Origin of the sequence: Pandoraea sp., assembly GCF_041919235.1 — a bacterium.
In the GTDB taxonomy this organism is placed as follows: domain Bacteria; phylum Pseudomonadota; class Gammaproteobacteria; order Burkholderiales; family Burkholderiaceae; genus Pandoraea.
In genome coordinates, this window is record NZ_JAYRUC010000001.1 from 225,849 (window position 1) to 245,390 (window position 19,542).

The 19,542-nt window shown below is 64.6% G+C and carries 16 protein-coding genes; 4 read left to right on the forward strand and 12 right to left on the reverse strand.

What is annotated here, in order from left to right; translation table 11 throughout:
• Positions 1-19: 19 nt before the first annotated feature.
• The 8 genes from ACE3UG_RS00980 to ACE3UG_RS01015 all read right to left on the reverse strand — a co-directional run bounded on the left by ACE3UG_RS00980 (position 20) and on the right by ACE3UG_RS01015 (position 9,713).
• Positions 20-694, reverse strand: a complete 675-nt coding sequence (locus ACE3UG_RS00980; RefSeq protein ID WP_374618425.1) for a response regulator — start codon at positions 692-694, stop codon at positions 20-22.
• A gap of 275 nt (positions 695-969) precedes the next feature.
• The gene (locus tag ACE3UG_RS00985; protein ID WP_374618426.1) at positions 970-1,287 is read right to left on the reverse strand and encodes a hypothetical protein; all 318 of its coding nucleotides are present in this window, start codon (positions 1,285-1,287) and stop codon (positions 970-972) included.
• A 675-nt stretch (positions 1,288-1,962) separates the two neighbouring features.
• Complete coding sequence (locus tag ACE3UG_RS00990) at positions 1,963-2,808, reverse strand: sulfite exporter TauE/SafE family protein (RefSeq protein WP_374618428.1); 846 nt, start codon at positions 2,806-2,808, stop codon at positions 1,963-1,965.
• 279 nt (positions 2,809-3,087) lie between these two features.
• Positions 3,088-4,395, reverse strand: a complete 1,308-nt coding sequence (locus ACE3UG_RS00995; RefSeq protein WP_374618430.1) for a CaiB/BaiF CoA transferase family protein — start codon at positions 4,393-4,395, stop codon at positions 3,088-3,090.
• A 248-nt stretch (positions 4,396-4,643) separates the two neighbouring features.
• Positions 4,644-5,621, reverse strand: a complete 978-nt coding sequence (corA, locus tag ACE3UG_RS01000) for a magnesium/cobalt transporter CorA (protein WP_374618431.1) — start codon at positions 5,619-5,621, stop codon at positions 4,644-4,646.
• Positions 5,622-5,696: 75 nt separating this feature from the next.
• The gene (locus ACE3UG_RS01005) at positions 5,697-8,402 is read right to left on the reverse strand and encodes a GNAT family N-acetyltransferase (protein ID WP_374618432.1); all 2,706 of its coding nucleotides are present in this window, start codon (positions 8,400-8,402) and stop codon (positions 5,697-5,699) included.
• Positions 8,403-8,537: 135 nt separating this feature from the next.
• A complete protein-coding gene (gene dps / locus ACE3UG_RS01010) occupies positions 8,538-9,023 on the reverse strand; it encodes a DNA starvation/stationary phase protection protein Dps (RefSeq protein ID WP_374618434.1) in 486 nt (161 codons plus the stop codon).
• A gap of 117 nt (positions 9,024-9,140) precedes the next feature.
• Positions 9,141-9,713: an HdeD family acid-resistance protein gene (locus ACE3UG_RS01015; protein ID WP_374618435.1), complete on the reverse strand. Its 573-nt coding sequence runs from the start codon at positions 9,711-9,713 to the stop codon at positions 9,141-9,143.
• A 547-nt stretch (positions 9,714-10,260) separates the two neighbouring features.
• Here ACE3UG_RS01015 and ACE3UG_RS01020 point away from each other — a divergent pair.
• The 4 genes from ACE3UG_RS01020 (at position 10,261) to ACE3UG_RS01035 (ending at position 15,172) form a co-directional block, all read left to right on the forward strand.
• Positions 10,261-10,788, forward strand: a complete 528-nt coding sequence (locus tag ACE3UG_RS01020) for a spore coat U domain-containing protein (protein ID WP_374618437.1) — start codon at positions 10,261-10,263, stop codon at positions 10,786-10,788.
• Positions 10,789-10,810: 22 nt separating this feature from the next.
• Positions 10,811-11,569 (forward strand): molecular chaperone, encoded by a 759-nt coding sequence (locus ACE3UG_RS01025; protein WP_374618438.1) that lies wholly within the window; start codon positions 10,811-10,813, stop codon positions 11,567-11,569.
• 112 nt (positions 11,570-11,681) lie between these two features.
• The gene (locus tag ACE3UG_RS01030; RefSeq protein ID WP_374618439.1) at positions 11,682-14,189 is read left to right on the forward strand and encodes a fimbria/pilus outer membrane usher protein; all 2,508 of its coding nucleotides are present in this window, start codon (positions 11,682-11,684) and stop codon (positions 14,187-14,189) included.
• The gene (locus ACE3UG_RS01035) at positions 14,186-15,172 is read left to right on the forward strand and encodes a spore coat protein U domain-containing protein (protein WP_374618440.1); all 987 of its coding nucleotides are present in this window, start codon (positions 14,186-14,188) and stop codon (positions 15,170-15,172) included. Before ACE3UG_RS01030 ends, ACE3UG_RS01035 begins: the two co-directional genes overlap by 4 nt.
• A 32-nt stretch (positions 15,173-15,204) precedes the next feature.
• Here ACE3UG_RS01035 and astA read toward each other — a convergent pair whose 3' ends face one another.
• From astA to ACE3UG_RS01055, 4 genes are all read right to left on the reverse strand, one after another.
• Positions 15,205-16,269 (reverse strand): arginine N-succinyltransferase, encoded by a 1,065-nt coding sequence (gene astA / locus ACE3UG_RS01040; protein ID WP_374618646.1) that lies wholly within the window; start codon positions 16,267-16,269, stop codon positions 15,205-15,207.
• A gap of 219 nt (positions 16,270-16,488) precedes the next feature.
• Complete coding sequence (locus ACE3UG_RS01045) at positions 16,489-17,730, reverse strand: aspartate aminotransferase family protein (RefSeq protein ID WP_374618442.1); 1,242 nt, start codon at positions 17,728-17,730, stop codon at positions 16,489-16,491.
• 206 nt (positions 17,731-17,936) lie between these two features.
• Positions 17,937-18,659, reverse strand: coding sequence for an amino acid ABC transporter ATP-binding protein (locus ACE3UG_RS01050; RefSeq protein ID WP_374618443.1), 723 nt, complete (start codon positions 18,657-18,659; stop codon positions 17,937-17,939).
• Complete coding sequence (locus tag ACE3UG_RS01055) at positions 18,643-19,395, reverse strand: amino acid ABC transporter permease (RefSeq protein WP_374618444.1); 753 nt, start codon at positions 19,393-19,395, stop codon at positions 18,643-18,645. Before ACE3UG_RS01055 ends, ACE3UG_RS01050 begins: the two co-directional genes overlap by 17 nt.
• Between the last annotated feature and the right edge of the window lie 147 nt (positions 19,396-19,542).

Below are 19,542 nucleotides of genomic sequence, written 5' to 3' on the forward strand. Positions count from 1 at the left end.
GTCGTGTGTCGGGACAAACTCAGACTGCGCTCGGTGATTCGACTTCGCCGTCACGTGAAAACTGGACCGGGCTCGATACGTGAAGCTTGAACAGCTCCATGTCGGTACGGCAGCCAAGCTTGCTCATCGCCATACGCTTCTGGTTGTTGATGGTCTTGGCCGAGCGCTTGAGCGCGTCGGCAATCTGCGAGACGTTCAATCCGTCCAGGTACATGCGCAGGACTTCCATTTCCTTCGGGGAGAGCGGGCGGCGCGCGGTCGGCTTGCGGCGCATCTGCTCTTCGAGAATCTGCTCGGCACGTCCGCCACGATAGCTCATGCCACGGCGGCAGCGCTCCACGCACACCGTGATTTCGCGCAGGTCGTCCGACTTGGTCATCACGCCCAGCACGCCGCAACTGTCGAGCGCGTGAATGATGGCCGGCTGCTCGATCGACGTGAACACGATGATCTTGACGTCCGGATACTTGCGACGCACACGGTTGATCATGACCAGACCGTCACCAAAGGTGCCGCCGGGCATGCAGTAATCGGTAATCAGCACGTCGACCGAATTGGTCTCGAGCGCCTTGAACAACTCGGTCGAGTTGGTGACGGGCGGCAGGACGTGAAAACCCGGATCCGGGGAAAGCATTTCACGCAGCGTGGAGGCGATGATCGGATGATCATCGGCAATCAGAATTTTTACCATCATTTTGCAGAATCCTTTTAAAAGAAGTCAGCCGTGGGCGCGCGCGATCCTTCGCCGTGTCTACGCGTCATGGCTTCCCAAAAGAGGAATGTGGGTCGAGCCGACACACTCGTTGGTCACGAAAGCGTGACCGCATTGATACTTCCAACGTTTGCAGGACTTGAAGGTCCGGCCCATCGCCATCGCCGGCCACGGATCGTCAGGCTTCATCAGCCTTCATTCAGTTACCGCCGTCATGCACAGCCGTCATGCACAGCATTACGCGCCGCATGCAAACGCTACCCGGCGATGCCGGCCGCGCTTGCGCCGTCCACCGTCGTCCAGCCTGAGCACGTCTTGTGCCCCGTCAGCCGCGATGCGCCCTCACCGATCACCGGTTTGACACAGTAACGAATACGTACACCGCGCAATCCCGCCGACGGCATCATGTCGCGCGCTCGCCCGACAACACGAATTCGTGTCGGTCCGGATGCCGCTTCCCACAGATGCACGCTACGGGTCTCGGGCCAATCGGCCATCCATCGATACGTTCCGCTCACGACGCGCCCAACTTGCGGCGTGCCACTCATTGCCACCGCCGCCGCTACCGGCCGCATACGCACTCCCACTTCACGCGATGTCGTGACCGGTTGCGAAAACGCCGACGCTCGCGCTCCGGTACTTTCCCATTTGTCAGTCGCACCCGACTCACGCGTTGCCGACGCCTTGTATTCACTGCAACCCGCAAGCAACGCCATGGCAATGGCGCCGCTCAGGCTCGTCAGGGTTGCAACAGTGCGCCGAACCAGGGCTGACCTGACACTCAAGCAGCGGGACAAGGGTGACGCAAATGAGTCGGCGTGTGTCGTGGTCATCAGTGCAAAGCCAATCGCGTCGCCGCGTGACACTTCGACGTTACGCGGCGTTGATGCGACCAGCAGAAATATAGGATAAATCTACAAAATCCTGCCGTTTTGGATCTGCTTATAGGAAATATCCTAGTCCAAATTAGGAGGATTACTAGGTGTGGCACTCATGGTGTACGCGGAATGCGGCCAATCCATGCGGAAACAACCCGAATCACGTACCGTTCACGCATGTGCCACGTCCCAATGGACCATCAGGTGACGAAAAGATTCATTTGATGCGTCCCCAGCGTGTCAACCACAGTCGGTACGCGGTGGGGTACGCAAATTCACGTGACACGGAGGGTCACGCAGAAGGCGTTGCGTTACTGAGAAGATTTACACGCGCATCGCGTTGGCACGCGTGCGACACGCGGCATGCGCCGTTTAGTGCCAGAAGGCCTTGGCAAACATGCCGAGCGCGACGACGGCCATCAGCGCAGAGAAAATTTGCTGTAGCCTCGACGCCGCAATATGGGGCGCGAGGGCACGTCCGAGGACCATGCCGACGATTGCACCGGCCACGAATATCCAACCTTGGGTGCCCGGATGCATGCCGTGCCACCACGCGATGGCAACCGTTCCTGCGGAGATCAGTGCGATGACGAAAAGCGAGGTCGCCACAACGCCGTGCACCGAGATATCGGTGAAGCGCCGCAACGCGGGGACGATCACAAACCCGCCGCCGACGCCCAGCAGTCCCGACGCAAAGCCGGACACCGCACCGATGATACCCAGCGTGCCCGCGACGCGTCGCGTCCAGTGCAACCGCCCTGTCTCCGGGTTCAAACGGCAGGCTGGCAGCACCGCGTCGTCTGGCGACGCCTCGTTGGTCGAGGGCTTGCCACCGCCGGCAACGCGCGACGCCTGATACATGCGCGCGGCCACGATCAGCATGGCGATTGCGAAAAGACCTACGAGCCAGCGCTCCGGCAGGCGCTGTGCCATCCACGTACCAAGCGGCGCGACGCACACCCCGATCACGGCCATCAGCGTTGCCGCACGATAGCGCACAAGTCCGGCACGCAATCCATGGGCGCTGCCCACTGCGGCACTCGCGCCGACGGCGAGCAAGGCCACCGGCCCGGCCTGCGGCACCCCCCATCCAAGCCCGAACACCAGCGCCGGAACGGCGAAGATCCCGCCACCCGCACCGGTCAATCCCAATACGAGACCGACCGCAGCCCCCAACAAGGCGGCCACTGGCGAAGTACTCAAGAGTTCGGAGAACATGGGCGGGCGTCCAACAGAGCGCGACTTGGCGATCCAAATCACTAGAAGTCATATGCTTATGACTGGATATTATATAGATACCGAGGGCGACGGAACAGCTCTCAGCGGCGGGGGCCGCAGGCGCAACAAAGGCCGACGGCCGAGGGCACCCTTGCGACGTTGTCGCCAGCGCCACGCAAGCGCCGCCGGTAGAGGCCGGTAGAGGCCGGAGGGGCCGGCAACGCCGCGCGAACCCGGTACGCCGGGACCGCTCAGGTCGCCCGGCCAGCGATACGACGACTACCGGCCGCGCGCGCGGTCGGATAACTCGCCAGGCAACGCCCACTCGGCTTCGAGTTCGGCGAGGATATCGCCCGTGTGCTCACCCGGCGCAGGCGGGTCCAGATGGGTGACAGGACGCTGACCGTTGAGCCGAACCGGTGAGACGATCGTGTGCGTCGTCTGGCCGCCGGGCAGCACCATCGGGCGCACCCATCCCATATGGGCGACCTGCGGATCGGCCAGTACCCGCGAATACGTGCTGATGGCCGTACACGGAACGCCCACGGCGATCAGACGGGCGAGCCACACGCTGCGATCCTCGAGCATGAAGACCGCCTCGAGCAAGTCGCGCAGTGCGCCCTGATGCCGCGCCCGCTCGCGCGCATTGGCAAATCGCGAGTCGTCGAGCAGATCGACGCGATGCACGAGCGCGCAGATCGCCTGCCAATGCGCCTGTCCATCGAGATCCATGCCGAAATAACCATCTCGGGCCCGGAACGTCGGCCAAGGCGCCGACGGCCCTCCGAAGCGCGCCGTATCGTCGTCGATCGTCAGCGGCGACGCATGACTGCGCACCCCGATCTCCGTCAGCCCATTCCGGTATACACTCGCCGCATCGGCAGGCTCGAGCGAGGTGACCGAAGCCTCACCCGGCACGGTGGCCGGCACCAACCCGGCGCGTTGCGCGGCTTGCGCGCCCTCATCTCCCGCGTGCAACGCGGCGATGGCGAGCGTTGCCCCGAGCATCGGCACGTCAATGTGCACACCGCGCCCCTGCTGCTTGGCGGCAACCAACGCGGCCGACGCCGAGAACGCCGCATAGAGTCCCGCGGCCAGATCGGCGATCGGCAAATCGCGTGGCGGCTCCAGCCCCCCCGGCGACGCCCCCAGCATGCCGCGCATGGCCTCGATCGCCGGAACGCCGGGTTGCGCCGCAAAACGCGGGCCATCCTGTCCGAATGCGGAAATCGAAACATAGACCAGGTGCGGCTGCTCGGCCAATAGCGCGTCGTATCCGAGCCCGGCGCGCCCCAGCGTACCCGGCGGCAGACATTCGATGACGACGTCCGCGCCGCGCGCCAGCGTGCGAGCCAGCCTGCGGCCTTCGGGCGTGCTCAAATCGAGCGCGACGGCGCGCTTGTTGCGCCGCAAACCCAACTGCGCCGATTCACCGAGGGGCCTCTGGCGATCGCTGGAATTGTCGTCGACGAGGCCGTCGACCACGATGACATCGGCGCCCATGTCTGCCAGCAGCAAGCCGCAGTAGGCACCCGCCGCGCCTCGACAGAATTCGATGACGCGGATCCCCGAGAGTGGTGCGTTCAATATCTGACCCCTATTCGCCTGGCGTTTGTTGTCGTTCTCAACCCTTGGCAACCGTCTAACGCGGCGTTGACGCATTCTAGTGCAATAGCTCTACCCCGGTCATCGCAGAAATCGGGGCGTCGGCAGGCCCCGTTGTCCCCCGACAACAAGGCGTATCGAGAGGACATCGTGCCACACGCCCGACATCGAAGCGGCGTTCGTCGCGGGGTCGCTCAACCCGTTGGCGACGGCGCTTCCCGCCCCCGATCTCACAGCCAGCCGGCCTTGCGGAATTTGACGAACAGCAGCCCATCGATGATGAGCATCACGGCAATGCACAACGGGTAGCCGTATTGGAATTTCAGCTCGGGGATATCGGCGAAGTTCATGCCGTAAATCCCGGCGATCATCGTCGGCACGGCGAAGAGTGCGGCAAACGAACCCAGGCGCTTGGTCGTCTCATTCTCGGAGAGCGAGATCATGCCGAGATTGACCGACAGTGCGGTCGTGACCATTTCACGCAACAGATCGATGTTCTTCGTAATGCGCTGGAGATGGTCGAAGACGTCGCGGAAATACTCCTGCATGCCACCGCACAGCTTGGGTGCCATCGCCCCGAACAGCTTGCTGACGGCCTCCATCAGGGGCACACACGCGTGCTGCAGCGTAATGAGCCGACGCTTGAGCTGATAGAGATCTTCGATGATCGCCCGTCCCTTTGCGGGGGCGTTCGGCGTGAAGATCTCCTCCTCGATCGTTTCGAGTTGCGCTTCCAGATCGTTGAGCACCGGAAAGTAGCTATCGACGATGGCGTCCATGAGCGCATAGAGCACGAAGATCGAGCCCTGACGCAGCAGATTCGGCTCCTTTTCCGCGCGCGCACGCACAGTACCGAGTCCCTGCGTGGCGTTCGAGCGCACCGATAGCACGTAGTTGTGCCCCGCGAAGATCGCCACCTCGCCAATCGAGAAATCGCCTGCCGAGTCCTTGTTCAGCACATGCAAAACGGCAAAGAGCGAGTCGCCGTACTGCTCGATCTTCGGACGCTGATGACCGTGCTGCGCGTCTTCCACGGCAAGGTCGTGCAGGCCGAACTCATGCTGCATGTGCGACAACTCTCCGGGACCGGGGTCCTTGAGCGCCACCCAGACAAAGCAGTGCGGGCGCTCGAGATAGTCCGAGATTTCGTCGGGATGCAGATCGGCAATCTTGCGGCCGTCCTCATAGGCCACACAATTCACTAGCATTCGTCTTCCTGATGTAGGCGAGTGCCCTGCCCCCAGTGCAAGCGCCCGGCACCGCAGAGGTGCCGGCAGCGACCGTCACACTCTGCGAGTCTCCCGCGCCTGCGCCGTCTGTTGCAGCGGCAGTCGGATATGAAGAACGCCCGCCTCCATCTCCTTGGTCTCGACAAAGCCGAGATGACGGGCGAGTGTCAGCATACGCGTATTTGCCGTGAGCACATAGCCGATGAGCTCCCCGGTGCCCCGCTTGCGGCTGTACTCGACGATGTGCTCCATGAGCGCACGCCCAAGCCCGCGCCCTTGCGCTGCGGGACTCACCGTCACCGAGAACTCGGCCACCGTGTTGTCCGGGTCGGCCAACGCCTGCACCACGCCGAGCAGGCGCGTATTGCCCGCTTCGTCCCTTTCCGTGGCGACGAACGTCATCGCGCGATCGTAGTCGATCTGCGTGACGCGGGCCATCTGGGAATGCGACAGCTCCTTGATCAGACCGAAATAGCGGAACTGCACGTCCTGCGGGGTCAGCGTATGGAAGAACGCTTGATAGGCAGGCTCGTCCTCCGGCCGGATCGGACGCACCCGCACCGGCTTGCCGCCGGCGTCGACCGTGCTCTCCAGTTCCTGCGGATACGGCCGGATCGCCAGACGTCCATGCCCCAGCGACGCCGGCGTGCGCGCCACGATGCGCGCGTCGAGTGCAAGCACACCGTGCGCATCGGCAAACAGCGGATTGATGTCGAGCTCGGCCACCTCGGGCACATCGCACACCAGTTGCGAGAGCTTCACGAGCGTGAGGTAGATGGCTTCATGGTCGGCGGCAGGCCGGTTGCGATAACCGGCGAGCAGCTTCGACACGCGCGAGCGCGCCACCATGTCGCGCGCGAGATTCAGATTCAGCGGCGGCAGTCCGATGGTGCGATCGGCGATCACCTCCACCGCCGTGCCCCCCTGCCCGAACAACAGGACCGGCCCGAACACGCTGTCCGTCGCCACCCCGACGATCAACTCGAAAGCTTCGGCCCCATTGGCCATGCGTTGCACCGAATAGCCGGTCACGCGCGCCTGCGGTTTCGCCGCGAGCACACGCTTTCGAATTTGACACGCGGCCTCGCGCGCCTGCTCGGGCGTTTCGATGTTGAGAACCACACCGCCAACGTCCGACTTATGCGTAATATCGGGCGAAATGAGTTTGACCGCGACCGGAAAGCCGATGCCTTGCGCCAATTCGCCCGCCTGCTCCGGCGTCTGGGCGACGAGCGTCTGCACCACTGGAATGCCATACGCGGCGAGCACGCCCTTCGCTTCGGGCTCGGAGAGCAACGTCCGCCCCTCGCGCATGGCGTCGCCGACAATGGCGCGTGCCCGCGCCACGTCCGGTGCGAAGCCCGGCGGAATCGACGGCGGCGTTTCCATGAGCAGCGACTGGTTGCGACGATAGTTGACGGCTTCCAGAAACGCGCGCGCGGCATTCTCCGGCGTGTCGTATGTCGGCCATCCGGCCTCCCGGCAGATACGGCGCGCGCGCTCGGCTGTCTCACCGCCAAGCCAGCAGGTAAACACGTTCTTCGACGGCTTCGGCAGCGCCGCTAGGGCGTTCGCCACTTCCCGACTCGGCATGACTGCGGTCGGTGCCTGAATGAACAGCACGGCCGCCGTATCCGCGTCGTCACACAAGGCCTCCAGGGTGGTGGTATAGCGCGCCAGATCGGCGTCGCCCCCGATGTCCACCGGATTGACCCGGCCGAGCGTCGCCGGCAGCGCGGCATCGAGCACCGCGCGCGTCTTGTCGGTCAGATGCGCAAGCTTGCCGCCCGCGAGCACCAGGGCGTCGGTGGCCATCACCCCGGCACCACCGCCATTGGTCATGATCGACAGCTTGTCGCCGTGAAATGGACGCAGTCGCGCAAGCGTCTCCACCGCCGCGAACAGATCGTCGGTCGTGTCGACGCGCAGCATGCCGGCGCGACGGATCGCCGCGTCGTACACATCGTCAGAACCTGCCAGCGCCCCCGTGTGTGAAGCGGCTGCCTGCGCCCCTTCCGGCACCCGCCCCGACTTGATGACGACCACGGGCTTGTTGCGGGCAGCGGCGCGCGCGGCAGACATGAACTTGCGCGCATCGCGAATCGATTCCATATACATCAGAATGGCGTCGGTGCCGGGATCGCTCGCCAGGTAGTCGAGCATGTCGCCGAAGTCCACGTCGGCGCTGTCGCCGAGCGAGACGAAGTGCGAGAAGCCAATGTCGCGCGCATCGGCCCAGTCGAGCACGGCAGTCGTTAGCGCGCCAGACTGCGACACGAAGGCAAGCTTGCCCGGGCGGGCACCCATATGCGCAAAGCTGGCGTTGAGCCCAATGCCTGGACTCAACAGCCCGATGCAATTCGGTCCCAGAATGCGCAGCAGGTGGGGCTTCGCGTTCTTGAGCATGCGGTCCTGCAATGTCACCCCGTCGCGATCGCGTTCGCGGGCAAGCCCCGAGGTGAGGACCACAACCGCGCGTGTGCCGCGATCGCCGAGTTCGCGAATGAGATCGGGTACCGTCGCCGGCGGCGTACAGATCACGGCCAGATCGGGCGCCTGCGGCAGTTCGCCGACATCGCGGTAACACTTGCGCTGCGCGAGCATCGAGTATTTCGGATTGACCGGATAGATCTCCCCTTTGAAGCCCCCGTCGATGACGTTTTGCAGCACCGTGGTGCCCACGCGTCGCTCGCGATTGGACGCGCCGATGACGGCGACCGACTTCGGCTGAAGCATCTGGCTCAGATTGCGGGTGGTCATAACAGCTCCGGGGGCGAGAGGAAGACATGCGAGCGCGCGCACCGGACACCGCCGGGGCGCGCGGCGTCATTTCGCGAGCCGTCGGACTAGGGCACGGCGAGCGGGCACCCGGGCGGGTGCCCGGCAACGTCGCCGTTATTCGCCGCGCAGGTGCGCTTCCACCTTCCACAAGTAGACGTCAACACCCCGAGAGATTTCCGTGAAGATGTCCGACGTGGTGGCGTCGCCGATCGACGCCGAGGCGTCGATCAGGCTACGAATGATTTCGCCGTAGCCGGCGAGCGCTTCAGCCAGCGCGGCAGCGTGATCGAGGCCGCGCTTGAACTCGTTTTTATACGGCGACAGTTCGGTCTTCTGTGCGACGGTCTGCACCCGGGCATCGGCCACGCCGCCAAGCGCCACGAGTCGCTCCGCACAGAGATCGCTCCATTCGGTGGCGGCGTCGTAGACCTCGTCGAACAGCAGGTGCAGCGCGATGAAGCTCGGGCCGTGCACGTTCCAGTGCGCCTGTTTGGCCTGGCGCTGGACATCGACGCCGACGATCAGCGCCCGACTCAACTGGTTGACCGATTCGATACGAACCTTCTCACCGAGGGTGTTACGCGTATGATTCAAAGCCATTTCACACTCCTGACGTCTGACAGCCCGCAGGCTGCCGGGAAAGTCGTCGGCATCGGGCGGAGAAAACCGCCCCGTGCGGACGAAGGGAACCTCGCACGACTCGGAACGGCGGTGCGACTACGACCGCAGGTGTCCCGAGGGTGCCTGCGACGCGCCGTGTGCGACGCCCCGCAATTTGAATCCGGCCATGACCAGCAGCACACCCCAGACAATGGCCCACGACCCAATGGCCCAGATCAGCGCAAGCGCGCCCGCGCCCGGTTGCCACATGATGAACATGGCGAACAAAATGCTGAACACACCGGAGAGAATGATCCACAGTTCGCCCTTGATCTCGCGACGCAGCGCGATGCCGGCGGCCACCTGCAACACGCCGGTGACAAAACTCCAGGCCACGATATAGATAAGCAAGGCAACGGCGGTCAACGCCGGATTGAGATAAGTCAGGACACCGATGACAACGCCCGCAATGCCTTGTAACAGCGGCAGCCACCAGTCGGCATGCTCGCGGCGCGCACTCCACGCCCCGCCTAGCGAAAAAACGCCGTCCACGAACGAAAAAGCGCCGAAACACAGCACGAGCACCGCAATCGTCACACCGGGCAACGCAAATGCCGCGATGCCGAAAATCACGGCCAGTCCACCGCGCAACGCAAGCAACCACCAGTATTTCGACAGAAGTCGGAGCATGGCATCCCTCTCGTGAGATATCCGCAGGTAGCGAACACGCGCAATGAGCGTCATATCACACGTATGGCGTGAATGTCGCCCGATGCGCATCAAGAAGTCATTCTAGAGACTGCCTCGTTGCGAGATCAAGTGAAATATGCGCAACGACGCGTACCATCTGCACGCGCTTTGATTGACGTCATGATGCCGCGTGCTTCCTGCCCAGTTCGCACCCGCGCCTTCGACGACGTCTCCCGCCTCAGCACCGCAGCATTCAGTCACAAGCGGCGTGAAACATGCCCCGCAACCTTCCCGCGCAGATATCGCCATGCGCGCTGCGTCACCTCGATGCATGCGCTTTGCGCGTATTCGAACGACACCTGACGTGCGGTATTTCGCCCTTTCGATGGGATTATTCCGAAAGCCCTGCGCACACAGATACATCGGGCAAATGCCCCCATAAACTACGTAAAAAGCGGTTGAAAGTCGGCACCACAAAAGACGCCATTTGCGTAGCTCCAACGTCCCATCCCTGTTTCTTCAAATAGGACTCCAAAGGAGAATGACGATGAACCGATCTCTGCTGTGTCTGGCCATTTTCGCAATCGCCTGTATGGTGGTTCTCGGCGTACCGGCACACGCCGCCGTCTATACCAATGGGTCGGCAACGGCGCAAATGCGCGTGCAGTTGACGATTCTTCCCGGCTGTACGATTGCCGCCACGCCGATGACGTTCAATCCGGTCCAGGGATCGGCGACCGGCCCGGTGGCGAGCACATCGTCGCTGACCGTGATCTGCACGGCGTCGACGGGATACAACATCGGCCTGAACGCGGGCACCGTGGCGAGCTCGACCGAAACGAATCGCCTGCTGGCCGGTGCCGTCTCCGGCAATTCCACCACGATTCCCTTCGGCCTCTATCAGGACGCCGACTACGCCATGCCATGGGGCAACACACAAGGGGCGAATACCTTGAGCGACTTGGGCACCGGCACGACCAAGGTTCACACCGTCTACGGACAGGCCACGCTCTCGGCAACGATGCCCGCACCGGACGTCTATTCGTCGACGGTCACGGCGACTGTGTACTTCTAACTTCTAAATCGCAGGATCGATCATGAGCCCCATGAGACCTGTCGTTCGCCGTCCCACGGCGTACGCCTGCGGCGGCGCGTTCGTCGCCCTGCTAACGCTTTGCGTGGTCGACGGTAACGGTGCGACGCTGCAAGTCTCACCGGTGATCGTCAACATCCTGCCCACCCAACCAGCCACGACGCTCACGCTGGGCAACACCGGCGACATGCCGATTCATGGCCAGTTGCGACTGTTCGCGTGGACGCAGCGCCACGGCGACAACGTGCTCACGCCCACCGAGGATCTCATCGCCAGTCCGCCGATCCTGCGCATCGAGCCCGGCGAGCGGCAGATCGTCCGGCTCGTGCGGGTGACGCAAGCGCCCGAGCAAAGCGAGCAGAGCTACCGCCTGCTCGTCGATGAACTGCCCTCCACCCGCACCACCCCCGCAGAAGGCGTTTCGATCCGTCTACGTTACTCGCTGCCGGTGTTCGTACAAGCGAGTCATGCACGGGCGCCGTCGCTACATTTCGACGTGCGCCTGGCGCGCGGCGAGCTGGAAGTGCGCAACGATGGCGAACGGCACGCGCAACTCGGCGCCACGCGCGTGTTGGACGCCACCGGGCGCAGCGTCCAGTTGACGCGAGGCCTGCTGGGTTACGTGCTCGCCGGGCAGACGCGCCGCTTCGCCGTGCGCTGGCCCGCAGGTGCACGCCCGATCGCACCGTTCACGGTCGAATCGCGCATCGATGCCATACCGATGCGCTTTGCCGCAGGCGCAGCGCCGGATGGCGAGCGCTAGCCGTGCATTCGTACGACGTGCCGCTGCCGCTGCCCGCCGCCCCCGGACGTCGGCCCCACAGGGAAGGACCAGGACGGCATCCGGGGCGTTGGCCGCTGCGGTGGCCACGTCGATGACACTCGGCCTGACCGCCTTCGGCAGGGTGAGCGACCTGTACGCTGCGCCCGCCTCGACCGCCTCGACCGCCAGCGAAGACGGACAAGCGCCACTGTATGACGTCTCAGGCACGGAGATGGGCGACGACGCCGCCTTGCGCGCCGCCGCCACGCATGTTCCGCCGCGCCCCGGTGCCACTTCGCGGCTCGACGGACCTTACGTGCTGGAGGTCGTCGTCAACGGCGAGGCGAATGGACAGATTGCGCCGTTCGTGCGTCGCGAGGGACGCTGGTTCATGCGCGCAGGCGATCTTCGCGCACTGGGATTGACGTCTGCCCGCCTGCCGCAGCACGACGCCACCGAAGTCGCGCTCGATTCGCTCGACGGCATCCGGGCAACCTACAACGCCGCGCATCAGACGCTGGCGTTGCAGGTCGGCGACGCGTGGCTCGCACCTTACCCGCTCGGCAGTCCACGACCGGTCATCGTAAGCGCGACGTCAGGCACCGGCGTGCTCGTCAACTACGATGGGTATGTCCAGCGTGATCGGCGCACGCGCGCGTCCGTCTGGAGCGAAGTCCGCGGCTTCTGGCCGGGTGGCACGGTTCGGCAGACGGGTCTCGTCGAATACTCTGCCTGGCGGCACGGCTACCGCCGGTACGACACATGGTGGCAGCACGACGATCCGGCCCGCGTGACCACCTGGGCAGCGGGCGACGTCATCACCGGCTCGCTCTCATGGACGCGTTCCGTGCGCATCGCCGGTCTGCAATGGCGCCGCAACTTCAGCTTGCGCCCTGACCTGGTGACCTTTCCGATACCGGCGTTACGCGGCAGCGCCGTGGTCCCGTCGTCGGTCGATCTGTATCTCGATGGCGTGCGACGCATGAGCGGGCGCGTGCCGCCGGGGCCGTTTGTCATTCAAGAGGCGCCCGGCCTCACCGGCGACCTGCAGGCGAGCGTCGTCACGCGCGACGCGCTCGGGCGCGAGCAGGTCGTCACTGTGCCGCTCTATATCGATCCGCGACTGCTGGCGCCCGGCCTGTCGAGCTTCTCCGTAGAAGCGGGGTTGCCGCGCGACGATTACGGCGTGCGCTCGTTCTCCTATCGCCGTCAGCCGGTCGCATCGATTACCGCGCGCTATGGCGCAACCGACACCATGACGCTCGAAGCCCAGGCGCAGGCCGGACGACGGCTTGCACTGGGCGGCGTGGGTGCGCTCACGACGCTCGGCCAGGCGGGCGTGGTCAGCGCATCGGTCGCCCTCTCGAGCGGCCGGGGCACCGGCACGCAGTGGAGCGCAGGTTATCAATACCTGTCGCGACGCTTCGGCATCGACGCCCAAATGATTCGGACGGCCGGCCGCTATCGCGATATCGCGTCGCTCGACGGCGTGCCCGCGCCGCGCGCCAGCGACCGCGTAAGCGTGTCGGTGCCGCTCGGGCACAGCAGCACGGCGTCGCTCGCCTGGTTCGCCCAGCGCACGGCACATCAGCCGGCAACCCGCGTGCTCTCCGCAAGTGTGTCGCTCCCCGCAAGCACGCGCGGCATGCTCTCCATCGGCGGCTTTCGCGATTTCGCCCACCGCCGCTCCCATGGGGTGTTCGCCATGCTGAGCGTCTTGCTGGGCGGCGGCGCATTGGGCACCGCGTCGTTCAACCAGCAGGACGGACAGACGCAGGCATGGGCGGGCGCGAGCCGCGCGCCGGACTATGGCGGCGGATGGGGTTGGCAGGTCCTCGGCGGGCGCGCATTCTCGCAACGCACCGCGCAAGGCGAGTTGCAATATCTCGGACGACACGGCCAGATCTCGGCCCTCGCCCAACAGGTCGGCTCTCAAACGGGCGCCGCCCTCGGCATGACCGGGGCACTCGTCGTCATGGACAACAGCGTGCACGCCACACGCCGCACCTACGACGCGTTCGCACTCGTGAGCGCCGATCGGCAGGCCGACGTCCCCGTGCTGCGCGAGTCGGTGCCCATTGGCCGCACGGATTCGCGCGGCTACTTCCTCGTGCCGGATCTCAACGGGTTCGAAGCGTCGCTGATCGGCATCGATCCCATGCATCTGCCCGTCGACCTGGAGGTGGCGACCACCGAGCGCCGCATTGCACCGCAGTCGGGCAGCGGCGTGCTGGTGCGCTTCCCGGTGCGCCGCTACCGCGCCGCGCTCGTCACGCTCGTGGACGCAACGGGCCAGCCGCTGCGTCCAGGCACATCGGTACGCCACGTGCAGAGCGGTTTCGTGACGGTGGTCGGCTACGACGGCGAGGTCTTTATCGATGCCCTCGGGCCTCGGAATACGCTCGAGTCGCGCGACGCCGGACAGCGCTGCCGGGTCTCGTTCGACTGGCGCCCGCCCGCGGATGGCCGGATCACCCGCGTCGGCCCGCTCGAATGCGTCGCATTCGGCACCCTTGCCAGCGAGCGCCTCGCGCCCACGCCGCCGGACAAGCCCTCTGCATCGCCCTCGGCACTCTCGCCCTCTGCCCTCTCGCCCTCCCCACCGGAGAACGCGTCATGACAGACGCGAGGTGGGCACCGAAGACACGGCGGGCATGGCAGCGCTGTTCCGTGGCAGCGGGTTATATGTTCCTGAGTGCCGGTTCGCAGGCGCAGATCTGTTCGGTCGGTACGCCATCGCTCGCATTCGCCGCCTTCAGTCCGATCTCCAGCGCCGCCCTTTCGGCGACGGGAACCCTTCCCGTCTCATGCACATGGCCGCTGCTCGGAGGCCATCCCAACGTCCAGCTCTGTGTCGCGCTGAACGCGAGCCAGCCGCTCACGCTCACCAACGCCGGCAATGCCATCCAATTCGGACTCTTCATCGACCCGTCGTTCTCCAACGCGTGGGGCAGCAGCCCCAGTCAGATGATCGCGCTCACCATGACCCGTAATATCCTGGGCGGTACCGTCACGCAGAACGTCAACTTCTACGGGCGAATCTCGGCGGCGCAGACCACCGTGCCGACCTCGGGCAGCAGCAACACCGTCTACACCCGGGCGTTCACGTCGGCGGACACGAACCTGCAATATGCGCCCTACGCACTCCTGTCACCGCCCCCCGCCTGCGGCAGCGCGATGACCGCCGTGCCGGGCACACCGTTCACCACGAACGTGACCGTCATCAACAACTGCACGATCGCCGCCACGAACATCGTCTTCGCCACGCAGTCCGCGCTCGCCAATCCCATCGCCGGCGCGGGCCAGCTAACCGTGCAATGCACGCGGAACGACGCGTATCGCGTGAGTTTGTCCGGCGGGTCAATGGGCACCGTCACCTCGCGCCATATGGCTGGCCCCACGGGCGCGAGCGTCAACTATCAACTGTATCTGGACAGCGGCTACGCCGCGATCTGGGGGGATGGAACCGCGGGAACGTCGCAACTAACCGGCGTTGGCACGGGACTCGTTCAGTTCATTCCGATCCACGCACGCGTGCCCGCTCAATCGACACCGGCCCCCGGCGTCTACACCGACACGGTGACGGCAACGATTGAGTTCTGACGGCGTGGGATCGAACCGCTTTTGCGTCGCGTCTAGACAGCCTCGGCACGCGGCGGCTTGAGCGGCAACACTTGAATGCGGTCCCCCTGTGAGACGCCAAGCGCCTGCGCTGCGAGCGGACTGAGCGTGAACGCGCGCCGCTCCGGACGCCCTTCGACCAGCGTCGCGCGAAAGTCGTCCAACCCGAGGCGTGCCACGAGGTAAGGCTCGGCGTTAGGGACGTTCGACGCCGGACTCCCCTCCTCGCCGGGACGCGTCGCGATGTTGACGCTGAGATAGCGGCTGTCGCGTGCCGCGCGCAAGTCCGCCACGCGAGCCTCAAGCACCGGTCCGCTGTCGAAGATGTCGACATGCGCACCGAAGCGCATGCCCTCCTGTTCCAACAAACGCCGGGCCGGCAGCGTATCGCGATGCGTCACGCCGATGGCGGCTTGCGCCTGAGGCGAGAGAAAGTCGACGTAGAGGGGATACTTCGGCATCAATTCGGCCACGAACGACTTCTTGCCGATGGAGGTGAGGTAGTCCGCCTGATCGAAATCGATCTTGAAGAAATGGTGTCCGAGCGACTGCCAGAACGGACTCTGCCCGTCGTCGTCGAAAAAGCCGCGCAGCTCGGCACAGACGTGCGGACCGAAGCGCTCGGGGAACTGCGCCATGAAAAGAAAGCGTGCCTTGGAGAGCAAGGCGCCATTGCCGTGCCCGCGCCACATCGGATCGAGCAGCAACGAGCACAGCTCGCTATATCCGGTGAGGTCGTTCGAGAGCGAGAGCGTCAACATTCGCGACCAGACGTTCAACTCGCGGCTCGCATGGACAATCGTATCCTTGCGATACGTATAGAACGGCTGCTCCAGCCCAACGGCCGCCTCGAGTCCGCACACGCCCGCGATCTCGCCGCTCGCGGCATCCTCCATCACGAACAGATACCCCTGCTCCGCCGTGGGCGCTTCACCGCGCACGGTGGCGGCAACGCGAGCCAGACGCGCTTCGAGCGCCGCCGGATCGGGTTTGAACGACGTCATGCCCGGCCCCGCCAGCGCCGCGAGCGCGAGCAGTGCGGGCAGATCCTCGCGACGAGCCAGACGCACCACACGCAGCGAGGTCGCCGCCCCATCGGCCGACAAGTCCGGCGAGACGGTGTCGGCCGCCACGTGAGGGGGAATCGCCATTTTCGATTGACGGGTCATAGGCACATCCGGCGAGGTGGGTGAAACAAGGGCCGGAGCGACGTCATCCGCCGGTCCGGCCCGAAGTTTTTCACGCGTGTGACTCAGATCGCGATGTCGGGGCGATGTCGGGGCGCTGTCGGGGCGCTGTCAGGCCGCCTTCGCCGTGGCGGCAACGGCCGCGACCGCCTTCTCCAGCGACGCGAGACCGGCGTCGATGTCGGCGAACGGAATGTTCAGCGCCGGTGCGAAACGGACCACGTCGCCGCCGGCCACCAACAGCATCAAACCGTGCTTCTCCGCTTCCATCACGATGTCCTTCGCGCGGCCCGCGAATGCCGGCTTGAGCACTGCGCCGATGAGCAGCCCCATGCCGCGCACCCGGTCGAACACGCCATGACGCGCGTTGATCGCCTCGATGCCCTGGATGAAATGATCGTGACGCGCCTTGACACCGTTGAGCGTCTCGGCCGTGTTGATCAGTTCGAGCACCCGCCCGGCAATCGCCGTGGCGAGCGGGTTGCCGCCATAGGTGCAGCCGTGCGTGCCCGGCGAGAAGCTCGCCGCGATCTTGCTCGTGGTGAGCATGCCGCCAATCGGATAACCGTTGCCCAGCGCCTTGGCGGTGGTCAGGATGTCGGGCGTCACGCCATATTGCTCATACGCGTATAAGGTACCCGTGCGGCCGACCCCTGTCTGCACTTCGTCGAAAATCAGCAACGCATCGTGCTTGTCGCACAAGGCGCGCAGTCCCTCCAGGAATTCCGGATCGGCCGGCAGCACGCCGCCCTCGCCTTGCACCGGTTCGACGATGACGGCTGCCGTGGCCTCGGAAATCGTCGCCTCGGCCGTCGCCAGGTCGTTGTACGGCAGGTGCATGATGCCGGCCGGCACAGGGCCGAAACCTTCCGTGTACTTCGCCTGACCGCCGACGCTCACGGTAAAGAGCGAACGGCCGTGGAACGAGTTGTAGAACGAAATGATTTCGAACTTTTCCTTGCCGCCGCGCTCGGCCGCGTGGTCGTAGGCGTAGCGACGCGCAAGTTTGAGGGCGGCTTCGTTGGCTTCCAGACCCGAATTGCAGAAGAACGCCTTGTCGGCGAACGTCGCCTCGGTGAGCGCCTTGGCCAGACGCAGCACGGGCTCGTTGGTGTAGCCATTGCCGATATGCCAGACCTTGCGCGCCTGGGCTTCGATGACCTTCACCAGTTCCGGGTTGGCATGGCCGAGCGCGTTGACCGCGATACCGCCGGTGAAATCGACATACTCACGGCCCTGCTGGTCCCACATGCGCGAGCCTTCGCCGCGCACGGGCACCATCTGGGCAGGAGCGTAATTGGGCACCATCACGTCGTCGAACGTCTGGCGGGTCACAGCGATTGGCTGGCTCATGACTACCTCGTGAAATCGGAGTGCAATCTGCGATTGCGGGGCAGACCTCGACAAAGGTCACTGCCCTGTGAAAAAACCTGGCTGTAGGCTCAGGGTGCCTGCGGCGCGCCGGTGCCGGACGGCACGGGCACTCGGCGCGCGTACCCCCGCATTGTAATCAGATGCGGCGCGCGGATATACCTCCGCGCGCATCGACATCGAGTCAATTACAGGACTTTGCGCAAGAATTCGCGCGTGCGCTCGTGCTTGGGGGCCGTGAACATCTGCTCCGGCTTGCCTTCTTCCATGATCACGCCCTGATCGATGAAGAGGACCCGGTCGGAGACTTCACGCGCAAAGCCCATCTCGTGGGTCACGACGACCATCGTCATGCCTTCGTCGGCCAGCGACTTCATGACTTCGAGCACTTCGCCCACGAGTTCCGGGTCCAGCGCCGAGGTCGGCTCGTCGAAGAGCATGACCCTGGGCTGCATGGCGAGCGCGCGCGCAATCGCCACGCGTTGTTGCTGACCGCCCGAGAGCTGGTTCGGGAACGCGTCGATCTTGTCGATCAGGCCGACCTTGCGCAGCAGTTGCTCGGCGATGGTCACCGCTTCGCCACGCTTGATGCCGTTGACCTGCATCGGCGCGAGGATCAGGTTCTCGAGCACCGTCATATGCGGGAACAGGTTGAAGCGCTGGAACACCATGCCCACGCTCGCACGCATGGCGTTCATATCCGTCTTCGGGTCCTCCACGTGGAAGCCGTTGACGAGTACTTCGCCGCCGCTCACATCTTCCAGACCGTTCAGGCAGCGCAGGAACGTGCTCTTGCCCGAGCCCGACGGGCCGATCACACAAACGACTTCGCTTTCTTCGATGCGGCAGGAAATGCCACGCAGTACGTGCGCCGCGCCGTACTGCTTCTGCAGATTATTGACGACGATCACCTTTGCCGTACCTCGTTTCCAGATGTTGAACAAATGCCGAGAGCACCAGCGTGATCACCCAGTAAATGAGCGAAATCGTCAGGTACGGCTCCCAGTAGCGGGCGTAGGCGCCCGACACCGTGCGTGCAGCGTATGCCAGTTCCGCCAGACCGATCGCCGACGCGAGCGACGAGTCCTTCACGATCGCGATGGCATTGTTACCCAGCGGCGGCAGCATGCGGCGGAATGCCTGCGGCAGCACCACGCGACGCAACGTCTGCATATAGGTCATGCCCAGCGAACGGGCCGCTTCGGCCTGACCGCGATCGATGGATTGAATGCCTGCGCGGAAAATTTCGGAAACGTAGGCCCCGGCATTCAGCGAGATGGCCAGCACCGCCGACATGAACGCGCCGTATTGCGAGCGGATCTCGCGCGCGAGGTCGCCGCTCACGATCCATCCGTCGGACGGGTTGATCAACAGCGGCATCAGCGCGAAGTGAATCAGAAGAATCTGCACGAACAGCGGCGTGCCGCGAAAGAAGCTGACGTAGAAGCGCACCGGGTATTGCACCGCGTAGCGCAGGAAATACTTGTAGAAGCCGTGACGCGCTTCGGCCAGACGGCCGACGCCAAGCACGAGCCCAAGTAACGTGCCGGCGATCACGCAGATCACCGTGCACTTGAGCGTCATCAGCGTGCCCTCGACGAACAGAGGCATGTATTCGCTGATGATGTTCCACTGGAACCCACCCATGAAGCACCTTTCTCACAAAATGAAACAAACCGGCTGGCCGGCGGAAAAACGCTCGCGGCCCGGGGGTTGACGTCGGCAGTCGACGATCAGCTCACGGGCCGCGAGTGGCCAGATCTCTGGCGCGCGTGGCGCGAATCTTACACGCGT

Coding starts and splice junctions, on each gene's coding strand:
- ACE3UG_RS00980 (WP_374618425.1), bottom strand. CDS start 694: ATGATGGTAAAAATTCTGATTGCCGATGATCATCCGATCATCGCCTCC.
- ACE3UG_RS00985 (WP_374618426.1), bottom strand. CDS start 1,287: ATGCGGCCGGTAGCGGCGGCGGTGGCAATGAGTGGCACGCCGCAAGTT.
- ACE3UG_RS00990 (WP_374618428.1), bottom strand. CDS start 2,808: ATGTTCTCCGAACTCTTGAGTACTTCGCCAGTGGCCGCCTTGTTGGGG.
- corA (WP_374618431.1), bottom strand. CDS start 5,621: ATGCTAGTGAATTGTGTGGCCTATGAGGACGGCCGCAAGATTGCCGAT.
- ACE3UG_RS01005 (WP_374618432.1), bottom strand. CDS start 8,402: ATGACCACCCGCAATCTGAGCCAGATGCTTCAGCCGAAGTCGGTCGCC.
- dps (WP_374618434.1), bottom strand. CDS start 9,023: ATGGCTTTGAATCATACGCGTAACACCCTCGGTGAGAAGGTTCGTATC.
- ACE3UG_RS01015 (WP_374618435.1), bottom strand. CDS start 9,713: ATGCTCCGACTTCTGTCGAAATACTGGTGGTTGCTTGCGTTGCGCGGT.
- ACE3UG_RS01020 (WP_374618437.1), top strand. CDS start 10,261: ATGAACCGATCTCTGCTGTGTCTGGCCATTTTCGCAATCGCCTGTATG.
- ACE3UG_RS01025 (WP_374618438.1), top strand. CDS start 10,811: ATGAGCCCCATGAGACCTGTCGTTCGCCGTCCCACGGCGTACGCCTGC.
- ACE3UG_RS01030 (WP_374618439.1), top strand. CDS start 11,682: ATGACACTCGGCCTGACCGCCTTCGGCAGGGTGAGCGACCTGTACGCT.
- ACE3UG_RS01035 (WP_374618440.1), top strand. CDS start 14,186: ATGACAGACGCGAGGTGGGCACCGAAGACACGGCGGGCATGGCAGCGC.
- ACE3UG_RS01045 (WP_374618442.1), bottom strand. CDS start 17,730: ATGAGCCAGCCAATCGCTGTGACCCGCCAGACGTTCGACGACGTGATG.
- ACE3UG_RS01055 (WP_374618444.1), bottom strand. CDS start 19,395: ATGGGTGGGTTCCAGTGGAACATCATCAGCGAATACATGCCTCTGTTC.